General features: G+C 70.4%; 17 protein-coding genes. 9 read left to right on the top strand and 8 right to left on the bottom strand.

All coding sequences use genetic code 11. The features are described 5' to 3' along the window. The first annotated feature begins 125 nt into the window (after window positions 1-125). The gene (locus tag QM714_RS12985; protein ID WP_415101228.1) at window positions 126-764 is read left to right on the top strand and encodes a DUF4203 domain-containing protein; all 639 of its coding nucleotides are present in this window, start codon (window positions 126-128) and stop codon (window positions 762-764) included. Between the two features lie 56 nt (window positions 765-820). On the opposite strand, the gene QM714_RS12980 is transcribed toward QM714_RS12985, so the two are convergent. The 4 genes from QM714_RS12980 to QM714_RS12965 form a co-directional block, all read right to left on the bottom strand. After that, window positions 821-2422, bottom strand: a complete 1602-nt coding sequence (locus tag QM714_RS12980; protein WP_415101226.1) for a DHA2 family efflux MFS transporter permease subunit — start codon at window positions 2420-2422, stop codon at window positions 821-823. 105 nt (window positions 2423-2527) lie between these two features. Next, window positions 2528-3346, bottom strand: coding sequence for a GNAT family N-acetyltransferase (locus QM714_RS12975; RefSeq protein ID WP_415101224.1), 819 nt, complete (start codon window positions 3344-3346; stop codon window positions 2528-2530). Beyond that, on the bottom strand, window positions 3333-3821 hold the full coding sequence (locus tag QM714_RS12970; RefSeq protein WP_415101222.1) for a glutathione peroxidase: 489 nt from the start codon (window positions 3819-3821) through the stop codon (window positions 3333-3335). Before QM714_RS12970 ends, QM714_RS12975 begins: the two co-directional genes overlap by 14 nt. 103 nt (window positions 3822-3924) lie before the next feature. Beyond that, the gene (locus tag QM714_RS12965; protein ID WP_415101220.1) at window positions 3925-4587 is read right to left on the bottom strand and encodes a hypothetical protein; all 663 of its coding nucleotides are present in this window, start codon (window positions 4585-4587) and stop codon (window positions 3925-3927) included. Between the two features lie 58 nt (window positions 4588-4645). Here QM714_RS12965 and QM714_RS12960 point away from each other — a divergent pair, with 58 nt between their 5' ends. Both QM714_RS12960 and QM714_RS12955 read left to right on the top strand, forming a co-directional pair. Then, a complete protein-coding gene (locus tag QM714_RS12960; protein ID WP_415101218.1) occupies window positions 4646-6823 on the top strand; it encodes a DEAD/DEAH box helicase in 2178 nt (725 codons plus the stop codon). Continuing rightward, a complete protein-coding gene (locus QM714_RS12955; RefSeq protein WP_415101216.1) occupies window positions 6820-7485 on the top strand; it encodes an SWIM zinc finger family protein in 666 nt (221 codons plus the stop codon). The genes QM714_RS12960 and QM714_RS12955 overlap by 4 nt, the downstream gene beginning before the upstream one ends. Before the next feature lie 63 nt (window positions 7486-7548). On the opposite strand, the gene QM714_RS12950 is transcribed toward QM714_RS12955, so the two are convergent. After that, window positions 7549-8094, bottom strand: coding sequence for a TetR/AcrR family transcriptional regulator (locus QM714_RS12950; RefSeq protein WP_415101214.1), 546 nt, complete (start codon window positions 8092-8094; stop codon window positions 7549-7551). Window positions 8095-8267: 173 nt separating this feature from the next. On the opposite strand from QM714_RS12950, the gene QM714_RS12945 reads away from it, so the two are divergent. From QM714_RS12945 to QM714_RS12930, 4 genes are all read left to right on the top strand, one after another. Then, window positions 8268-9893, top strand: coding sequence for a carboxyl transferase domain-containing protein (locus tag QM714_RS12945; RefSeq protein WP_415101212.1), 1626 nt, complete (start codon window positions 8268-8270; stop codon window positions 9891-9893). Window positions 9894-9898: 5 nt separating this feature from the next. Continuing rightward, window positions 9899-11968: a biotin carboxylase N-terminal domain-containing protein gene (locus QM714_RS12940; RefSeq protein WP_415101210.1), complete on the top strand. Its 2070-nt coding sequence runs from the start codon at window positions 9899-9901 to the stop codon at window positions 11966-11968. Continuing rightward, on the top strand, window positions 11968-12906 hold the full coding sequence (locus QM714_RS12935) for a hydroxymethylglutaryl-CoA lyase (protein ID WP_415101208.1): 939 nt from the start codon (window positions 11968-11970) through the stop codon (window positions 12904-12906). The genes QM714_RS12940 and QM714_RS12935 overlap by 1 nt, the downstream gene beginning before the upstream one ends. Window positions 12907-12995: 89 nt before the next feature. After that, window positions 12996-14093 carry a hypothetical protein gene (locus tag QM714_RS12930; RefSeq protein WP_415101206.1) on the top strand — a complete coding sequence of 366 codons (1098 nt, stop codon included), beginning with the start codon at window positions 12996-12998 and terminating at the stop codon, window positions 14091-14093. A gap of 50 nt (window positions 14094-14143) precedes the next feature. Here QM714_RS12930 and QM714_RS12925 read toward each other — a convergent pair whose 3' ends face one another. Continuing rightward, the gene (locus tag QM714_RS12925) at window positions 14144-14833 is read right to left on the bottom strand and encodes a hypothetical protein (RefSeq protein ID WP_415101204.1); all 690 of its coding nucleotides are present in this window, start codon (window positions 14831-14833) and stop codon (window positions 14144-14146) included. Between the two features lie 50 nt (window positions 14834-14883). Between QM714_RS12925 and aat the strand changes: the two genes are divergently transcribed. Next, window positions 14884-15558 (top strand): leucyl/phenylalanyl-tRNA--protein transferase, encoded by a 675-nt coding sequence (gene aat, locus QM714_RS12920; RefSeq protein WP_415101202.1) that lies wholly within the window; start codon window positions 14884-14886, stop codon window positions 15556-15558. On the opposite strand, the gene QM714_RS12915 is transcribed toward aat, so the two are convergent. Further along, on the bottom strand, window positions 15555-15785 hold the full coding sequence (locus tag QM714_RS12915) for a hypothetical protein (protein WP_415101200.1): 231 nt from the start codon (window positions 15783-15785) through the stop codon (window positions 15555-15557). The genes aat and QM714_RS12915 overlap by 4 nt on opposite strands. A gap of 97 nt (window positions 15786-15882) precedes the next feature. Here QM714_RS12915 and QM714_RS12910 point away from each other — a divergent pair, with 97 nt between their 5' ends. Next, window positions 15883-16749: an Fpg/Nei family DNA glycosylase gene (locus QM714_RS12910; RefSeq protein WP_415101198.1), complete on the top strand. Its 867-nt coding sequence runs from the start codon at window positions 15883-15885 to the stop codon at window positions 16747-16749. 3 nt (window positions 16750-16752) lie between these two features. Here the strand turns inward: QM714_RS12910 and QM714_RS12905 are convergent, their stop codons facing one another. Then, window positions 16753-17439, bottom strand: coding sequence for a hypothetical protein (locus tag QM714_RS12905; protein WP_415101196.1), 687 nt, complete (start codon window positions 17437-17439; stop codon window positions 16753-16755). Window positions 17440-17465 lie beyond the last annotated feature (26 nt).

Here is a 17465-nt window from a genome sequence, read left to right as displayed (position 1 = left end):
TTGTAGTGGCAAAGTGCCCTGTATTCCGGGCCCTCACCCACGACAGCACCGCGGCAGATGGGTCAGGGCCACCGCCGAGGGCCCCTGGGACGGCCCGGCGTGACTCGCTGCGGTAGTTTGCCCCAGTGACCGACATTGTGCTGGGCCTCATCGCGATCGTCGTGGGCCTGATCTTCTGCTTCGCGGGCAGCTCGTTGATGCGTTTCGTGATCACCCTGTGGGGTGCGTTTGCCGGGTTCGGTGTCGGCGCGGGGCTGGTCGCCCAGTTCACCGGTGACCATTTCCTGGGCACCGTGCTCGGTTGGATCGTCGGCTTCGTCTTCGCGCTGATCTTCGCGGCGTTCGCCTATCTCTACTACGCCGTGGCCGTGGTGATCGCGATGGCCGGGATCGGCTTCGCGATCGGCAGCTCGATCCTGGTGGCCCTCGGCGTGACCTGGAACTGGTTGATCGTTTTGGCCGCCGTGGCGCTGGCCGTCGTCTTCGCGCTGTTCGCGATCGCAGGCAATCTTCCGCTGGTGCTGCTGACGGTCCTCAGCGCAGTCGGCGGTGCGGCCGTCGCGGTCTGCGGCCTGATGCTCCTCTTCGGCGCCATCGACAGCGACACGTTCACCAGCGGCGGCTTCGTCGGCCTGGTCCGAGACGACTGGTGGTGGTATCTCCTCTACCTAGTGCTCGCCGTCCTGGGTGTCTTGACCCAGTCTCGCAATGCCGAGGCGGCCCGGGAGAACATGCGTCGGCAGTGGGAGTCCGGCGCCCACTGACGGCGTACGCCGTGGGTTGCGCGCCGCCCGTCAGGGCAGGTAGCCAGTCCGAACCGTCAGTGCAGGTGCGCGTGCGCAGCGGCGCTGTGCTCGGGGTCGGTGTCGACGTGGATCCGCTTGCGTGGCAAGAACGCAGCCGGGATCAGCACGCAGGCGACCAGGATGGTGGCCACCACGAAGGCTGAGCCGAACGCGTCGGCCATGTCGGAGACGGCGCGGGCGCCGTACTCCTGCAGGACCTGCGGGAGGGCCGCCGGGTCGCTGGGCATCAGCCCCGCCTGCTGCAGCAGTGCGCCGATCTTCGTGGTGTCGTCGCCGACCTCGCGTACGGCGGTCATCAAGGTGATCGCCTTGCTGTCGTTGTAGCTGTTGGTCAACAGCACCGAGAACAGCGCGGTTCCGATCGAGGCAGCCACCTGCTGGACGATGTTCATCAGCGTCGACCCGCGGGCGATGTTGTGGTCGGTCAGAGTCTGCAGTGCCGAGGTCATGATCGGCATCATGGTGGCGCCCATGCCCAGGCCCATCACGAAGAGGGCGCCGAGCAGCAGGGTGTAGGAGGTCGAGACACCAACCTGCGTGAACACCGCCATCCCGGCGGTGATCAGCACGATGCCGCCGAGCACGATCTTGCCGGGGCCGATCCGGTCGACCAGCGCGCCGGCGATCGGCATCGTGACCATCGCGCCGAAGCCCTGCGGCGCCAGCAGCCAGCCGGTCTTGAGGGTGTCCTCCCCGCGAACGGCGATGAAGTACTGCGCGAACAGGATGCTCGCCCCGAAGAACGCGATCGCGAACAGCGACATGGCGATCACCGCGACCGCCATCTGCTTGTTCTGGAGCAGGTGCAGGTCGACCAGTGGGTGCTCGACCTCGTTGTAGATCGCCCGGCCGACGAACGCGACGATCAGGACCAAGCCGATGATCGCCGGGATAAGCACCTCCTTGTCCATCACCGTGCCGGCGCTCGGGATCGAGCTGACGCCGTAGAGGAAGAGGGCCAGCCCGGGCGAGAGCAGCGTCATGCCGATCCAGTCGAAGGTCTCCGAGGGCTGCGGGTTGTCCTTCGGCAGGGCCAGGGAGGCATAGATCAGGGCGGCGATACCGATGGGCAGGTTGATCAGGAAGATCCAGTGCCAGGAGGCGATGTCGATCAGCCAGCCGCCCAGGATGGGCCCGAAGATCGGGCCGAGCAGCATCGGCACACCGAGGACGGCCATCACGCGGCCGACCCGCTCGGGGCCGGCGGCCCGGGTCAGGATGGTCATCCCGAGGGGCATCAGCATGCCACCGCCGAGTCCCTGTAGGACCCGGAAGAAGACCAGCATCTGGATCGAGTCGGCCATTGCGCACAGCACCGAGCCGAGCGTGAACAGCGTGATCGCGAGCAGGTAGAGGCGTTTGGTGCCGAACCGGTCGGCCGCCCAGCCGGTCAGCGGGATCACCGAGGCGAGCGCCAGGGTGTAGCCGGTCATCGTCCAGGCGACCTCCGCCGGGGTGGCCTCGAAGACCTCGCGGAAGTTCTCCAGCGCGATGCTGACGACGGTGATGTCGAGGATGGACATGATCGCGCCGAGCACGACCACTCCCGCGATGACAAGCACCTGGCCGTCGAGCTTGGTGCTGGCGGTCGAGGGGGAGGTTGTCGGCGAAGTCACCGGGCAAGCCTAGGCAAGCACACGCAGCGACGACGAATCGTTATCGAGACGCTTCTGACGGGTATAGAGGATTGTCGGTGTGCCGCGCTCTCCTCGTGGACGAGGTCACGCCGATGGTGCGTAGAGCGCCCATTGGGGTACGGCGTCGCGGAAGCCCGCGCGGCGATAGAGCCCGATCGCCGGGCCGGTCAGGTCAGCGACGATCACCAGCTCCCGGGCGCCGGAGGCGCAGGCGCGCGCGCCGGCGTACCGCAGCAGCGCCCCGGCGATGCCACGCCGACGGAAGTCGGGGTGGGTGATCACCTGCTGATAGCGCCACCGATCGGCGCCGGTGGCGAAGATGCCGAGGCTGGCGACGGGTCTGCCGTCGAGGGCGTACGCCGCGAACCAGCCGCCGTGGCCCGCCTCGGCCAGGGCGCGGTGCCCGGCGAACCGGCGGGTCAAGAAGTCGGCATGGCTCTCGGTCCGACCCGGTTCGTCGAGGTCCTCCAGCTCCATGCTGACCAGGGCGGCCCACTGTTCGGGGTCGGCCGGATCGAGCTCGCGCAGCGAGAACCCGTCGGGCACCGGAGCCGAGTCCAGCTGGTCGGTGACGAGCACGACGTCCTGCTCGAGAGCGACACCTGCAGAGGCCGCCTCGGCCGGGTCGATCGCCACCTCGGTGGCGTCGATGCCGAGGGCGACGTGCTCCGCCGTCGGGTGTTCGCGGCGGAACGCCTCCACCCACGAGGCGACCGACCCCGGCTGCGGAGCCCGGTCGAGGATCAGGCAGTTGCCCCAGTGGTAGGCCGGGTTGGCCGGGGTCCGCACGACGAGGTAGTCCGGTCGGCTCTCCACGGTCGCGCCTTGCCGGATCAACAGGCCCAGGTCGGTGGCATACCCCGGGGATCGCAACCGGTCGGTCGGGTGCTCAGCCGAGGACACGGTCGATCGCCTCGACGACCTGCTGGTCGTCGGGGACGGTCCGCGGGTCGAATCGGGCGATCACGGCACCGTCGGCGTCGATGAGGAACTTCTCGAAGTTCCAAGCGATGTCGCCGTCCCGGCCGGTCTGATCGGGGGTCTGCACCAGCGTGCGATAGATCGCGTGCCGGCCGTCGCCGTTGACCTCGATCTTCTCGCTCATCGGGAAGGTGACGCCGTAGGTCGCCGAGCAGAACTCCGCGATCTCGTCGGCCGTGCCGGGCTCTTGGCCCATGAACTGGTTGCATGGCAGGCCGACCACGGTGAAGCCGCGGTCGGCGTAGTCGCGCTGCAGTTGCTCGAGCGCGGCGTACTGCGGGGTGAGCCCGCACTTGCTCGCGACGTTGACCAGGAGGGCGGGTCGACCGCCGGTGAGGTCGCGCAGGGTGCCGGGCTCGCCGTCGAGGCGGGCGATTGATTCGTCGAGGATGCTCACGGCGGCCACGGTAGCCGACGAGGCAGCGTCCGAGCCCGTCCGGGAACACGGGGCAGGAACACGGGGCAGGAACTTTCGTGGAACGACTTGTCGGTCCCGGGCGTTACGGTCGGGAGTGCCCGCGGTGGAACGGCCCGATCTGCGGGTTGGTGCGGTGGGAGTCGGCATGGTTGGAGGGAGGCAGTCGTTGGGCTTCGTTCCCCTGACCGGTCCGGCTCGGCTTCAGCTGGCCGAGCCGCCGCGTGACTCGCACGTCGAGTTCAGCGACGACCGGCGCACGGTGACGCTGCCGATGCGGGCCGCGCTGCCGGTGCTCACCAGGGCCCACGTCCGTGACGACCTGCACCCGAGCGTGGCCCTGCTGTCGGGTGCCGCGCTCCTCGGCATGCGGCTGGTCGCGTCCGGCCGCTTCGAGCCGGCTCCCCATGACGAGCGGCCGCCACAGTGGCAGGTGGCCGGGCTCGACGAGGCTGACGAGGACCGGGTGCGGATGCTCGGCCAGGCCCGGGCGTACGACGACCTCGACGCGGCCGCGGCGACCGATCTGGTCCGTCAGGTGCTGACCGCTGTGGTCGACACGATGCCTCGGAGTGCGCCTCTGGTCGGGCCTCGCCGGGAGACGGGCGATCGGGCCGCACGCCTCACTCCGGAGGAGCGTGCGACCCATCGAGCAGCGCAGGCCGAGCGCCGGCAGGCCGAGTTCGCCGCCCGGTTGCAGGCACGGCTGGATCGGCACCGTGCGACGCCGGCCGAGGACCTGCCCCAACTGGTCACCCTCTCCCTCCGCGTCGAGGCGGACGAGGAGGCAGCTGGTCGCCGGCGCCGTGCGGCTGATCCTCCAGGTCCACGACGAGAACAACCCCCTGCACTTCTGCGACGCCGCGCTGCTGTGGGCCGAGACCGGCGCCGGCGCCAGCCACGGGTTCGGCGCGCGGGCGCGCACGCACGCCAGCATCGCGCTGCGTGGAGCCGCCGAGGCCTGGCCGGTGCTGGACCGGCTGCTGCAGCTGCGGGTGCCCGACGAGATCACCTTGGACAGCGACGAGCTGGTCAGCCTGCTCGACGACGGCGTGGCCGCCTTGCGTGAGCGGGGCGTCGACGTGCTCTGGCCGCGCTCCCTGGGTCGAGACCTGACCGCGCGGACCGTGCTGGACCGCCGTCCCGCACCGGGTGCCGCAGGCACGTTGCACGAGGAACCGCTGCACACCGGGCTGCTGTCGGCCGAGTCGGTGTTCGCCTTCCACTGGCAGGTCGCCTTGCACGGTGACCCGCTGACCGATGCGGAGATGGATCAGCTCGCCCAGGCCACGGTGCCGATCATCAAGCTCCGGGACAACTGGACCGTCGTCGATCCGACGGTCGCGCGCAAGGCCAAGAAGCGGCTGGTCCGCACGGTCAAGCCGGTCCAGGCGCTCGCGGCGGCGCTGACCGGCGTCGTCGAGGTCGACGAGGCCGATCAGGAAGTGGTGGTCGGCGCCAGTCTGCTGACCATGCGCGACCGACTCCAGCAGGCCGCCACCCGCGAGCCCGTCGAGGTGTCGCCGCGACTGCACGGCACGCTGCGCGACTACCAGCGGCACGGCCTGACCTGGCTGACCGAGCTCACCGGGCTCGGTCTGGGCGCCTGCCTGGCCGACGACATGGGTCTCGGCAAGACCATCACGCTGATCGCCCTGCACCTGCACCGTCACGACCTCGATCCCAGTGCCGGGCCGACCCTGGTGGTCTGCCCCGCCTCGCTGATGGGCAACTGGGAGGCCGAGATCGCGCGCTTCGCGCCGAGCGAGCCGGTCCGTCGCTTCCACGGTGCCAGCCGAGACCTGTCCGGTCTGAGCGGCGGCTTCGTGCTGACGACGTACGGCACGATGCGCTCGGACACGACCGCCCGACGCCAGGACGACGCCACGTCACCGCCCGGTCACACGCTCGCCGCCATCGAGTGGGACCTGGTTGTTGCCGACGAGGCTCAGCATGTGAAGAACCCGACGTCGGCGACCGCGCGCGGGCTGCGCACGCTTCGCAGTCGCGGCCGGGTGGCGCTCACCGGCACCCCGGTGGAGAACAACCTGACCGAGCTCTGGGCGATCCTCGACTGGGCGACGCCGGGGCTGCTCGGCAGCCGCAACGCCTTCCGCAAGGTCTGGGCCGGCCCGATCGAGTCGGGCCTCGAGCCCACCAAGGCACGCCAGTTCGCCGGCCTGATCGGGCCGTTCCTGCTGCGTCGCCGCAAGTCCGACCCCGGCATCGCCCCCGAGCTCCCCGCCAAGACCGAGACCGACCACCCGCTGGGGCTGACTCGGGAGCAGACGGTGCTCTACGAGTCGTTCGTGCGGGAGGTGATGGAGCGGATCGAGCGCGCCGACCCTGACGCCCGGCGTGGCCTCGTGCTCAAGCTGCTCACCGGGCTCAAGCAGATCTGCAACCATCCGGCCCACTTCCTCAAGCAGGCGAGCGGCCGCCTTGCCGGCCGCTCGGAGAAGCTCGACGCGCTCGATGAGCTGCTGGACACCGTGGTCGCCGAGGACGGTGCGGCCCTGGTCTTCACTCAGTACGTCGCCATGGGTCGCCTCCTGCAGACCCACCTCACCGCCCATGGCATCGCGCACGAGTTCCTGCACGGCGGGGTGCCGGTGCGCGAGCGCGAGGCGATGGTGGCCCGATTCCAGGCCGGCGAGGTCCCCGTCTTCCTGCTCAGCCTCAAGGCGGGCGGCACCGGCCTGAACCTCACCCGCGCCGACCATGTGATCCACGTCGACCGCTGGTGGAACCCGGCCGTGGAGGAGCAGGCCACCGACCGCGCCTACCGGATCGGGCAGACCAAGCCGGTCCAGGTGCACCGGCTCATCACCCAGGGCACGGTCGAGGAGAAGATCGCCGAGCTGCTCACTCGCAAGCGCGCCCTCGCCGACACCGTGCTGGCCCGGGGCGAGGCCGCGCTCACCGAGCTGAGCAACGACGAGCTGCTCGACCTGGTCACGCTGCGCCGGAGGGTCGGCCGATGACCGCGATCACCCATCCACGCCTGCCTCGCCGGCGGGCAGCGACCCGGGTCCGCAGCTGGTGGGGCAAGGCCTGGGTGCGCGCGGTCGAGGAGTCGTCGTACGCCGAGGAGGACCTGCGCGCCGGACGAGCGCTGGCTCGAGGTGGTCGGGTCGGCCCGATCACCGTGGAGGAGGGCCGCTTCTTCGCCGCCGTCGAGGACACCGAGTCGGGCGCGGTCAGCGTCACCGTCCCGCTGCTGGACCGGACCGGGTTGGACCTGTTCGTGGAGCTGGTCGCTGCCGAGTCGGGTCGGATCGCCACCTTGATGGCCGGCGACCTGTCGCACCAGCTGGTCGAGGAGGCCGAGGAGGGCGGGGTGGAGCTGTTGCCGTACGGCGGTGAGCTCGCCGCCTCCTGCACCTGCCCTGCCTGGATGGATCCCTGCCCCCATGCGCTCGCCGTGGGTCTGCAGGTCAGCTGGCTGCTCGAGGCTGACCCGTTCGTGCTGACCCATCTGCGTGGGCTGCCTCGCGACGAGCTCCTCGTCCGCCTCCACGAACGGGGCGGCCCGGCCGGCGAGACCGCCGACGACGTGGAGACCGGCCTGGAGGCGATGCTCCGTGCCGAGCGGGTGCTCGCCCTCCTCGACGACCCCGCCGCCTCGATCGACCACCTGTTCTGACGCGAGGGGCCACTCGGGTTGTGCGAGATGCCAGGTCGGGATGCGCGCGGTAGGTCCGCCGCGTCAGGAGCTCAGCGCGGCCAGTGCCATCTGGTGCAGCAGTGGGCGCATCTGGTCGTCGGGGATCAGGCCGCTGTGCGGGGTGGAGTTGATCAGCCCGAAGGTCGCGTGCGCCATTGCCCGGGCTTGGTCGAGGCCGAGAGTTCCGTCGAGCAAACGCAGCTGGGCGCCCCACAGGTCGACGTACTCCCGCTGCAGCGTGCGCACCCGCTCGCGCGCGTCGTCGGGCAGCGACTCCCAGTCGCGGTCCTGGACGACGATCAGCGCCCGGTGGTGCAGGGCGAAGTCGACGTGCCAGTCGACCAACGCGTCGAGAGCCTCCGTTGGTCCGGCGGAGTCGGCGACTCGACGGCTGCCCTCGGCCAGCAGCTCCTCGCTGATCGAGACGAGCATCTCGGCGAGGATCGCCTCCTTGCCGGCGAAATGCTTGTAGAGCGCGGGGCCTGAGATACCGCAGGCGGCGCCGAGGTCGGCCACCGAGACGCCGTGGAATCCACGGGTCGCGAACAACTCTGCAGCCGTCGCGAGGATCTGGTCACGGCGGCTCACCCCGCCACGCTATCGCCGCTCCCGCACCGCTTCGGTGGTGGCCGCCGATGACATTGCGCCGAGGTCCTCGCATCGACAACATCGGACGGGGCGAGGTACCGTGGTTAGCGATCGTTAACCTAACTCGGGGCGCCTCATCCGACGAGGCGAGCACGCTCTTCTAAGGAGGTTCGATGGGCGCCGAGCTGCGCGACCTGGTCGACCAGCTTCGCGAGCGCCTGGCCGTCGCTCGTCAGGGCGGCTCGCAGCGCGCCCGCGACCGCCACGTCGCGCGCGGCAAGCTGCTCGTCCGCGATCGGGTCGATCGGCTGCTCGACCCCGGCAGCCCGTTCCTCGAGCTGAGCCCGCTGGCGGCGTTCGGGATGTACGGCGAGGAGGGCGAGGACTACGCCGTCCCGTCGGCCGGCGTCGTGACCGGGATCGGGATGATCAACGGGCGCGAGTGCATGGTGGTGGCCAACGACGCGACGGTCAAGGGCGGCACCTACTACCCGATCACGGTCAAGAAGCATCTCCGCGCCCAGCGGATCGCCGCCGACAACCTGCTGCCCTGCGTCTATCTGGTCGACTCGGGCGGGGCGTTCCTGCCCCTGCAAGACGAGGTCTTCCCCGACCGCGAGCACTTCGGTCGGATCTTCTTCAACCAGGCCAACCTGTCCGCCCGCGGCATTCCGCAGATCGCGGCGGTGATGGGCTCCTGCACGGCCGGCGGCGCCTACGTGCCCGCGATGTCCGACGAGACCGTGATCGTGCGCAACCAGGGCACCATCTTCCTGGGCGGCCCACCCCTGGTGAAGGCCGCGACCGGTGAGGTCGTCAGTGCCGAGGATCTCGGCGGTGGAGACGTGCACGCGCGCACCTCCGGCGTCGTCGATCACCTTGCCCGCGACGACGCTCACGCCCTCGCCATCGTCCGGTCGATCGTCGACACGTTGCCCGCCGAAGGCTGCCGTTTGGGCCCAAACCGCAACCCGGAGGCCGAAATCTCTGCCGTTTGGGCCCAAACCGCAACACTTTCCGCGGCACCGGAGGAGCCCCACGACGACCCGGGGACGTTGGCGGAGGTGGTGCCGACGGACACCCGGACGCCGTACGACGTCCGCGAGGTCATCCGCAGGATCGTGGACGGGAGCAGGCTGCACGAGTTCAAGAAGCTCTACGGCGAGACCCTGGTCTGTGGCTTCGCGCGCATCCACGGGTACGACGTCGGCATCGTCGCCAACAACGGGATCCTGTTCAGCGAGTCGTCCCTCAAGGGCGCTCACTTCATCGAGTTGTGCAACCAGCGCGGGGTGCCGCTGCTCTTCCTGCAGAACATCACCGGCTTCATGGTCGGCCGGGAGTACGAGAACCGGGGCATCGCCCGCGACGGCGCCAAGCTGGTCACCGCGGTCGCGTGCAGCGTCGTCCCGAAGCTCACCGTCGTCATCGGCGGATCGTTCGGGGCGGGCAACTACGGCATGTGCGGCCGCGCCTACGACCCACGGTTCCTCTGGATGTGGCCTAACGCTCGGATCTCGGTGATGGGCGGTGAGCAGGCCGCGTCGGTCCTGGCGACCGTGCGCCGGGATGGCCTCGAGGCGGCCGGACGGGAGTGGAGCGCCGAGGCGGAGGAGGAGTTCAAGGCACCCATCCGGGAGCAGTACGAACACCAAGGCTCCCCCTACTACTCCACCGCCCGGCTCTGGGACGACGGCATCATCGACCCGGCCGACACCCGGCGCGTGTTGGGGATGGCGCTCGCGGTCGCCGGCCGGACACCGATTCCAGCGCCGTCGTACGGCGTGCTCCGGATGTGAACGCGGTGACGACCGAGCCCCACCCAGCCCCCCACACCCTGGTGATCGCCAACCGCGGTGAGATCGCCAGACGGGTCGGTGCCGCCGTCGAGGACTGGCCCGGGTGGCGGACGGTGGCCATCCACACCGCCGAGGAGCCGGACGCCCCCCATGTGCGAGCCGCCGACGAGGCGAGGCTGGTGCCGAGCTACCTCGACATCGACGCCATCGTCGCTGCGGCCGTCGACGCCGGAGCGACGCTCGTCCATCCCGGCTATGGCTTCCTCTCCGAGCGAGCAGCCTTCGCCCGTGCCGTCGCGGAGGCCGGGCTGACCTTGGTCGGCCCGAGCGCGGACGTCATCGAGCTGATGGGGGACAAGGCGGCCGCCCGACGCGTGGCCGAGCGGGCGGGTGTCCCGGTGGTGCCGGCGTACGACGTCGCCGCCGACCCTGATGACCTCGACTACCCGGTCATGGTCAAGGCCGTCGCCGGCGGTGGCGGCAAGGGCATGCGCATCGTCCGGTCCACCGCCGAACTGCCGGCCGCGCTCGCCGCAGCCGGGCGAGAGGCCGCGAGCGCCTTCGGTGACGACCGGCTGCTCATCGAGAAGTACGTCGAGCGCGGCCGCCATATCGAGGTGCAGGTCTTCGGGGACACCCACGGCAACGTCGTCCATCTCGGTGAGCGGGACTGCTCGGTGCAGAGGCGGCACCAGAAGGTGGTCGAGGAGGCCCCCGCCCCGACCATCACCGACGACCAGCGGCGCATCGTGACCGAGGCCGCCGTGGCGCTGGCCCGCGCGGTCGGCTACGTCAACGCGGGCACGGTGGAGTTCCTGCTCGACACCGCCAGCGGAGCGGCGTACTTCCTGGAGATGAACACCCGCCTCCAAGTCGAGCACCCGGTCACCGAGCTGGTCACCGGACTGAACCTGGTCGAGTGGCAGCTGCGCGTCGCGACCGGTGAGCCGCTGCCGCTGGGGCAAGACGAGATCCACCCGCGCGGCCATGCGATCGAGGCGCGGATCTATGCCGAGGACCCGTACGCCGGCTTCCTGCCGCAAGCGGGCACGGCGACGTACGTCGCGTGGCCCAGCGAGCCGAGTCGCCGCTACGCCAAGCACGTCGACGACGACGCGATCCGGGTCGATCACGCCCTGGAGTCCGCGCAGGAAGTCTCGGCGCAGTTCGACCCGATGCTGGCCAAGGTGATCACCAGTGGTGCGGATCGGGAGGAGGCCCGCCACAGCCTGCTCCGCGCCCTCGACGACACCGTGATCGCCGGGTTGACCACCAACACCGGCTTCGTCCGCGCGCTGGTCGCCTCCCAGGACTTCCGCGACGCCACGATCGACACCGCGTGGCTGGACCGGGGCGATGGCGCGGACCTGCTCGAGGCGGACCAGCATGCCGCTGGACGCGCGGTCGCGGCGGCGGTCGAGGCTGCCGAGGCGCGGGACGCGGGCAGCGGCCCCTTCGCTGCCGACGGCTGGCGGCTCGGCGCGCAACCGGCAGCGATGCACATCCAACTCGACCGATCGGTCGAAGTCACGGGCGACCCCCGCTCCGCAGCTCGCTCGTCAACTTACGCCGCAGGTGACGCCGAGGCGACTGACACTGGGGCGACTGACACTGGGGCGACCGTCGACGGGGTGCCGGTCCGACTGGCCGATGACGCCGGCTGGTCCGCCTACGATCCGGCGGACCGGGACCACGCCGAGGTCGACCTGCGCTGGGGGGACGAGCACCTGTCCGCCCGGATCTGGGAGCGCCGTGGGGGTGTCGAAGTGGTCTGCCGGGGTCAGCGCAGCACTTTCGCGCACGAGGACGCCTTCGCCGACCACCGGACCGACCAGGGCGACGGCACCGTGCTCGCCCCGATGCCTGGCACAGTGCTCGCCGTCCAAGTGGCGACAGGTGACCATGTCGAGACAGGTCAGGTGCTCGGCATCATGGAGGCCATGAAGATGGAGCTCGGTCTCACCGCACCCTTCGGTGGCGTCGTCGAAAGTGTCGCCGCCGTCGCGGGCGAGCGGGTGACGCTCGGCGACGCCCTGTTCTCCGTCGCCGCCGACTCGGCCGAGGAGGGCGAGTGATGCGCAGTCCTCAGGTGGTGTCGGACCCGGCGCTGCCGACCGAGGTGACGATCTATGAGGTGGGCCCCCGAGATGGTCTGCAGAACGAGGCCGAGCTGGTGCCGACCGCGGTCAAGGCCGAGCTGATCGGTCGCCTGCTTGCCGCGGGCCTGCCGGTGGTGGAGGCCACCAGCTTCGTGCATCCGCGTTGGGTGCCGCAGCTGGCCGACGCCGCCGAGCTGCTCGGCGAGCTCGACCGCACGGGGATCGACCACACCGTGCTGCCGGTGCTGGTGCCCAACGAACGCGGCCTGGACCGTGCTCTCGAGCTGGGCTGCCGACACATCGCGATCTTCGGCAGCGCCACCGAGACCTTCGCCCAACGCAACCTCAATCGCAGCCTGGACGGTCAGTTCGAGATGTTCGAGCCTGTGGTGACCCGCGCTCTTGCGGCCGGGATCGACGTCCGCGCCTATGTCTCGATGTGCTTCGGCGATCCGTGGGAGGGCGAAGTGCCCGTCGGCCAGGTGGTGGCCACCGGGAAGCGGCTGCTCGACCTGGGCGCTTCGCAGCTCAGCATCGGCGACACCATCGGGGTCGGTACGGCGGGCCATGTCCGCGCCCTGGTCGCGGCGTTCGGCGAGGCCGGCGTCGGCACCGACCGGCTCGCCATGCACTTCCACGACACCTACGGTCAGGCGTTGGCCAATGCTCACGCCGCCCTCCAGGTCGGCGTGACGACCTTCGACGCCAGCGCCGGCGGCCTGGGCGGCTGCCCCTACGCCAAGAGCGCGACCGGGAACCTCGCCACCGAGGACCTGGTCTGGATGCTCCGCGGACTCGGCATCGAGACCGGCGTCGACCTCGACGCTCTGCTCGCCACCAGCGTCTGGCTAGCGGGAGTTCTCGGACGGCCGAGCCCGTCGGCCGTCGTCCGCGCTCTTGGAGCTGGCGGCTAGAGGCCACCGGTCGGGCGTCATACCCACCGGGCGACCCGAAGCGATGACGTCTCGCGGGAGCGGCGCGGCGGGTGGGGCAGAATCGAGTCATGAGCCGGTCGGTCTATCTGCACATCGGTGCACCCAAGACGGGGACGACTTATCTGCAGGACCGGCTCTCCCGCAACGCCGACCGGCTGGCCGACCGCGACGTCCTGGTGCCGACCGGCTCGCGGTTCGTGAGCCCTCAGGTCTACCAGTTCCGCGCCGCGCTGGACCTGCTCGGCGAGGACTGGGGTGGTCCTCCCGGGCATGCGGACGGGCACTGGGACGGGCTGATGAGGAAGGTACGCCGCGCGCGCGGGTCGGTGATCATCAGTCACGAGATCCTCGCCCCCGCCTCTCCGGACAAGGTGGCGCGGGTGATGAACGATCTGCAGGGCTTCGAGGTGCATATCGTCTACTCCGCACGCGATCTGGCCCGACAGCTTCCGGCCGCCTGGCAGGAGAGCATCAAGCAAGGTCGGAAGTGGCGGTTCCGACGGTTCCTCAGCCAGTTCCGTGACGGCAAGGCCTGGGCCGGGCAGGCCCTCGACCTGCCCAGTGTGCTGAACACTTGGGGGGCCCACCTACCGCCCCAACAGGTGCACGTGGTCACCGTGCCGCCGACCGAGGCACAGCGCAGGAGGGGTGAGGAGCTGTGGCTCCGGTTCTGCCGGGCCTTCGACATCGAGCCGGCCTGGGCGCCGCTGGACAGTGAGCGTGCGAACCGATCCCTCGGGATGGCCGAGACCGAACTGATCCGGCAGCTGAACCGTCGACTCGGTCGTGGGGTGCGCGGCGACTGGGCCTATGACGCCTTGGTGCTGCACCTGCTCGCACAACGCGAGCTAGCCACCCGCGAGGGCGACCCGGTCCGCCTTCCCCCGAAGCGGTATCCGTGGGTCGAGGAGCAGGCTGAGCTGTGGATCGACTGGTTGGAAGGCAGTGGCGTCGAGGTGATCGGCGACCTCGCCGACCTTCGACCCGTGCGGCCCGCTGAGGACACTGAGTGGGACAACCCTGATCGGGTCCCGGCCGCGTCGGTGCTCGACGTCGCGCTGCAGAGCCTCGAAGCGATGACGCGCGAGGCCGCGCGGCGATCCGACCCGGACCGACAACTGGTCAACCTAGTTCGGGATCGAGCCGAGCGGCGTCGGGGACATTGAGAGGTTCCGGCGACGCAGACACCCCACCTCATTCCTGCCCACACACGTTCTCAGTCCGATGACGGAGCGCGCCGGGGCAGGAACTCGCGCTCGGCGTACCTCCCGGCGCGCCAGGTCGCATAGCCGTCCACCCCGAGGCCGACCAGGCCGCCGAAGACCGGCACCTTGCGGGTGACACTGACCGCCATCCGTCGACCGGTGATCCGGGCGAGCAGGTCGGTGGTGACCTCGCTGGTGACCAGGGCGTCGAGGTCGGGGTCGTGCACCGGCGCGGTGGCGAGCGCCATCGGTGGTGCCGGCAGCCGCTGCTCACGGACCAGCTCGTCGACCCGCTTCTCCTCGATCACACAGGCCAGCACCGCGTTGCCGACCCGAGGGTCGGCCAGGTCGTAGCCACGCAGGTGTGCGATCCCGGCGATCATCCTGGTCTCCACCAGGGCGAGTCCGGCGACGTTGGCCGGGATGGTGACCGGCGCGGTGACCACACCACCCAGGCTGGTCAAGAAGCCCTGCGCTCCGGCATAGCGGACGTGGTCGGAGATCAGCTCGGACACCGCGCGCGCGGTGTCACCGTCCTGCCGGCGCAGCCGGTACTCCGCCGCTCGCGCAGCGGCCGGCAACGGCCCGAGTCCGTGGATCGCCCGGTGCAACGCCTCCCGCACGAAGCCGGCCGTGAGCCCCGAGGCCACACCGGCGGTCGCGAGCGCTTGGCTCGCGTCGCGGGTGGGCTGCTGGTCCATGGGATCAATGTACGGCGTCGTTCAGTAGCCGCGCCCGCTACCGTGGCAGCGTGCCCGCGCCCGTCCCCCCGAGCGTCTGGGACTTCGGCGCCCCGGCGCGATTCGACGCCCGCGACGACCTGGTGGCGGTGGGTGCCGACCTCGCTCCGGGCACGCTGATCGCGGCCTATCGTCAGGGCCTCTTCCCGATGCCGTCAGGTGCGCCCGGAGACCCGCCGTACTGGTTCTGCCCGGTGCGCCGCGGCATCCTCCCCCTGGACGGACTGCGGGTCTCTCGCTCGCTGGGCCGATCGGTGCGCCGCTTCGAGATCCGGGTGAACACCGCCTTCGCCGAGGTCGTCGCCGGCTGCGCCGACCCGTCTCGCGACGGGGCGTGGATCGACGCCGACATCCAGGCCGCCTATCTGCGGCTGCACGAGCTGGGCTGGGCCCACTCGGTCGAGGCGTGGCGAGACGGCCGACTGGCAGGAGGGCTGTACGGCGTCGCGATCGGTGGCCTGTTCGCCGGCGAGTCGATGTTCCACGTCGAGACCGACGCCTCCAAGGTCGCCCTGGTCGGGCTGGTCGACCTGCTGCGGGACGAGTACGCCGACACTCGCCTCCTCGACGTCCAGTGGCAGACCGCGCACCTGGCCACGCTGGGTGTGGCCACTATTCCGCGGCGCAGCTATCTCGCCCGGCTCGGCACCGCCGTTGAGTTGCCGCTGCCCGCAGCCTTCGCCTAGGCGGAGCGGGGTGTGTTGACCTGGGCGAGTCCGGCGACGAGCGTCTCGATCAGGTGGGGGACGTCCTCGGTGGCGACGCGGAACGAGCCCGCGCAGACGTTGTCTCGCCACAGCGAGAGGACGACCAGGCCGTCCTCGGGGTGCCAGGTCACCCGCAGCGACCGATCGCCACCGCGCGCGTCCAAGAACGCCGAGCCAGCCGGCGGCAGTGGACGCACACCCTTCATCTACCCATCATGCCCCAACAACCCGTCGAAGAGGAGAGGATCTGGGTGCTGCCTCGCTCGCTGCGCTGGTCGGCCGGGCGCTACTACACTGGCGCGCGTGCCCGAGCTGCCCGAGGTGGAGGCGCTGGCTGTGGACCTCAAGAGTCGGCTGGCTGATCGTGCGATCGCGCGGGTCGACCTCGCAGCGTTCAGCGCGCTGAAGACCTTCGACCCTCCGCTGTCGGCGCTCGAGGGGACGCTGGTCGAGGACGTCATTCGCCACGGCAAGTTCCTCGACATCACCGCCTCGGGGCTGCATCTGGTGCTGCATCTGGCCCGCGCCGGATGGGTGCGCTGGCGCGACGAGGTGCCCGCTCTGCCGGCGCGACCCAACAGCAAGTCGTCGTTAGCGGCGCGGGTGGTGCTCGACGACGGCACCGGGCTGGACATCACCGAGGCGGGGACGAAGAAGAGCCTGGCGCTGTATGTCGTCCGCGACCCCGCGGACGTGCCCGGGATCACCCGGCTAGGGCCCGATCCGCTCGCCGGGACCTTCACCACCGAGGTGCTGGGCGGGATCCTAGAGGAGGCCGGCAGGGCTCAGATCAAGGGAGTGCTGCGCCAGCAGAGCAACATCGCGGGCATCGGCAACGCCTACTCCGACGAGGTCCTGCACGCAGCCGGGATGTCGCCGTTCAAGCCGGCCAACAGCCTCGCCGAGGACGAGTTGGCGACGCTCTACACGGCGATCCGCGACGTGCTCGGCGATGCCGTCCAACGGTCGCACGGCCTCGGCGCAGCCGACCTGAAGAAGGAGAAGAAGTCGCACCTCTCCGTGCATGGTCGGACCGGGCTGCCCTGCCCGATCTGTGGTGACACCGTGCGCGAGGTGTCCTTCGCAGACTCCAGTCTGCAGTACTGCCCCAGCTGCCAGACCGGTGGTAAGCCGCTCGCCGACCGCCGGATGTCCCGGTTGCTGAAGTAGGCGCTAGCGCGTCCGGTCGACGAGCACCTCGGTCTCGCCGCCGATCGACCAGCCGTCGGCGAGCGGGAGGTGGTCGCCGCTCCAGAAGCGGCCGGGGTCGTACCAGTTCACCGGCCGCTCCTCGGTCAGCACCCCCATCGCCTGGTAGGTGATGGCCGCCAACTCCGCGCAGTAGGCGACCTCTGCCTGAGCCTGGATCGACCCGGCGCCCCCGTCCGCGGACCGGTCCACGACGTGGCCGACCGACTCCCGCACCCGAGACACCTCGGATCGACCGGTCGCCCAGCGCCAGGCGAGGGTGGCGGTGCTGGGAAACGAGGTGCCGTTCCACCGGGCGATGGTGCGCAGCACCGCATCGTTCTCCGGCTCGCCCGCCTCCGGGTCGAGCTGGCGCAGCCAGACCCGTTGGCTGCGGGTGCGGGTCCACCGCAGCACCGCCGCACGCAGGTCGTGCAGCTGGGCTCCGCGGTGGTGGGTGCCGGTCCAGAGGTCGACGAGTCGCTTGCCGAGCTCGGCGTGCCACATCATCGGCGGCAGGTCGTCGACCACGACGGCCAGTGCCACATGGTTGACCGGAGCGTTGGTAGCCAGCCGGATCGCCTTGTCGGCACCGGTGTCCCCGCGGAAGAGCCACACGTCGCCGGTGCGGGTGATCTCGACCGCCTGATCCAGCCTGATGCCGTCACTCATGGCGGGCAGTCTGCCCGATCCGGACG

The sequence above is a fragment of the Nocardioides sp. genome (genome assembly GCF_047602075.1).
In the GTDB taxonomy this organism is placed as follows: domain Bacteria; phylum Actinomycetota; class Actinomycetes; order Propionibacteriales; family Nocardioidaceae; genus Nocardioides.
The sequence above is the reverse complement of the archived record's forward strand: the minus strand, read 5'-3'. Positions and strand labels throughout refer to the sequence as shown.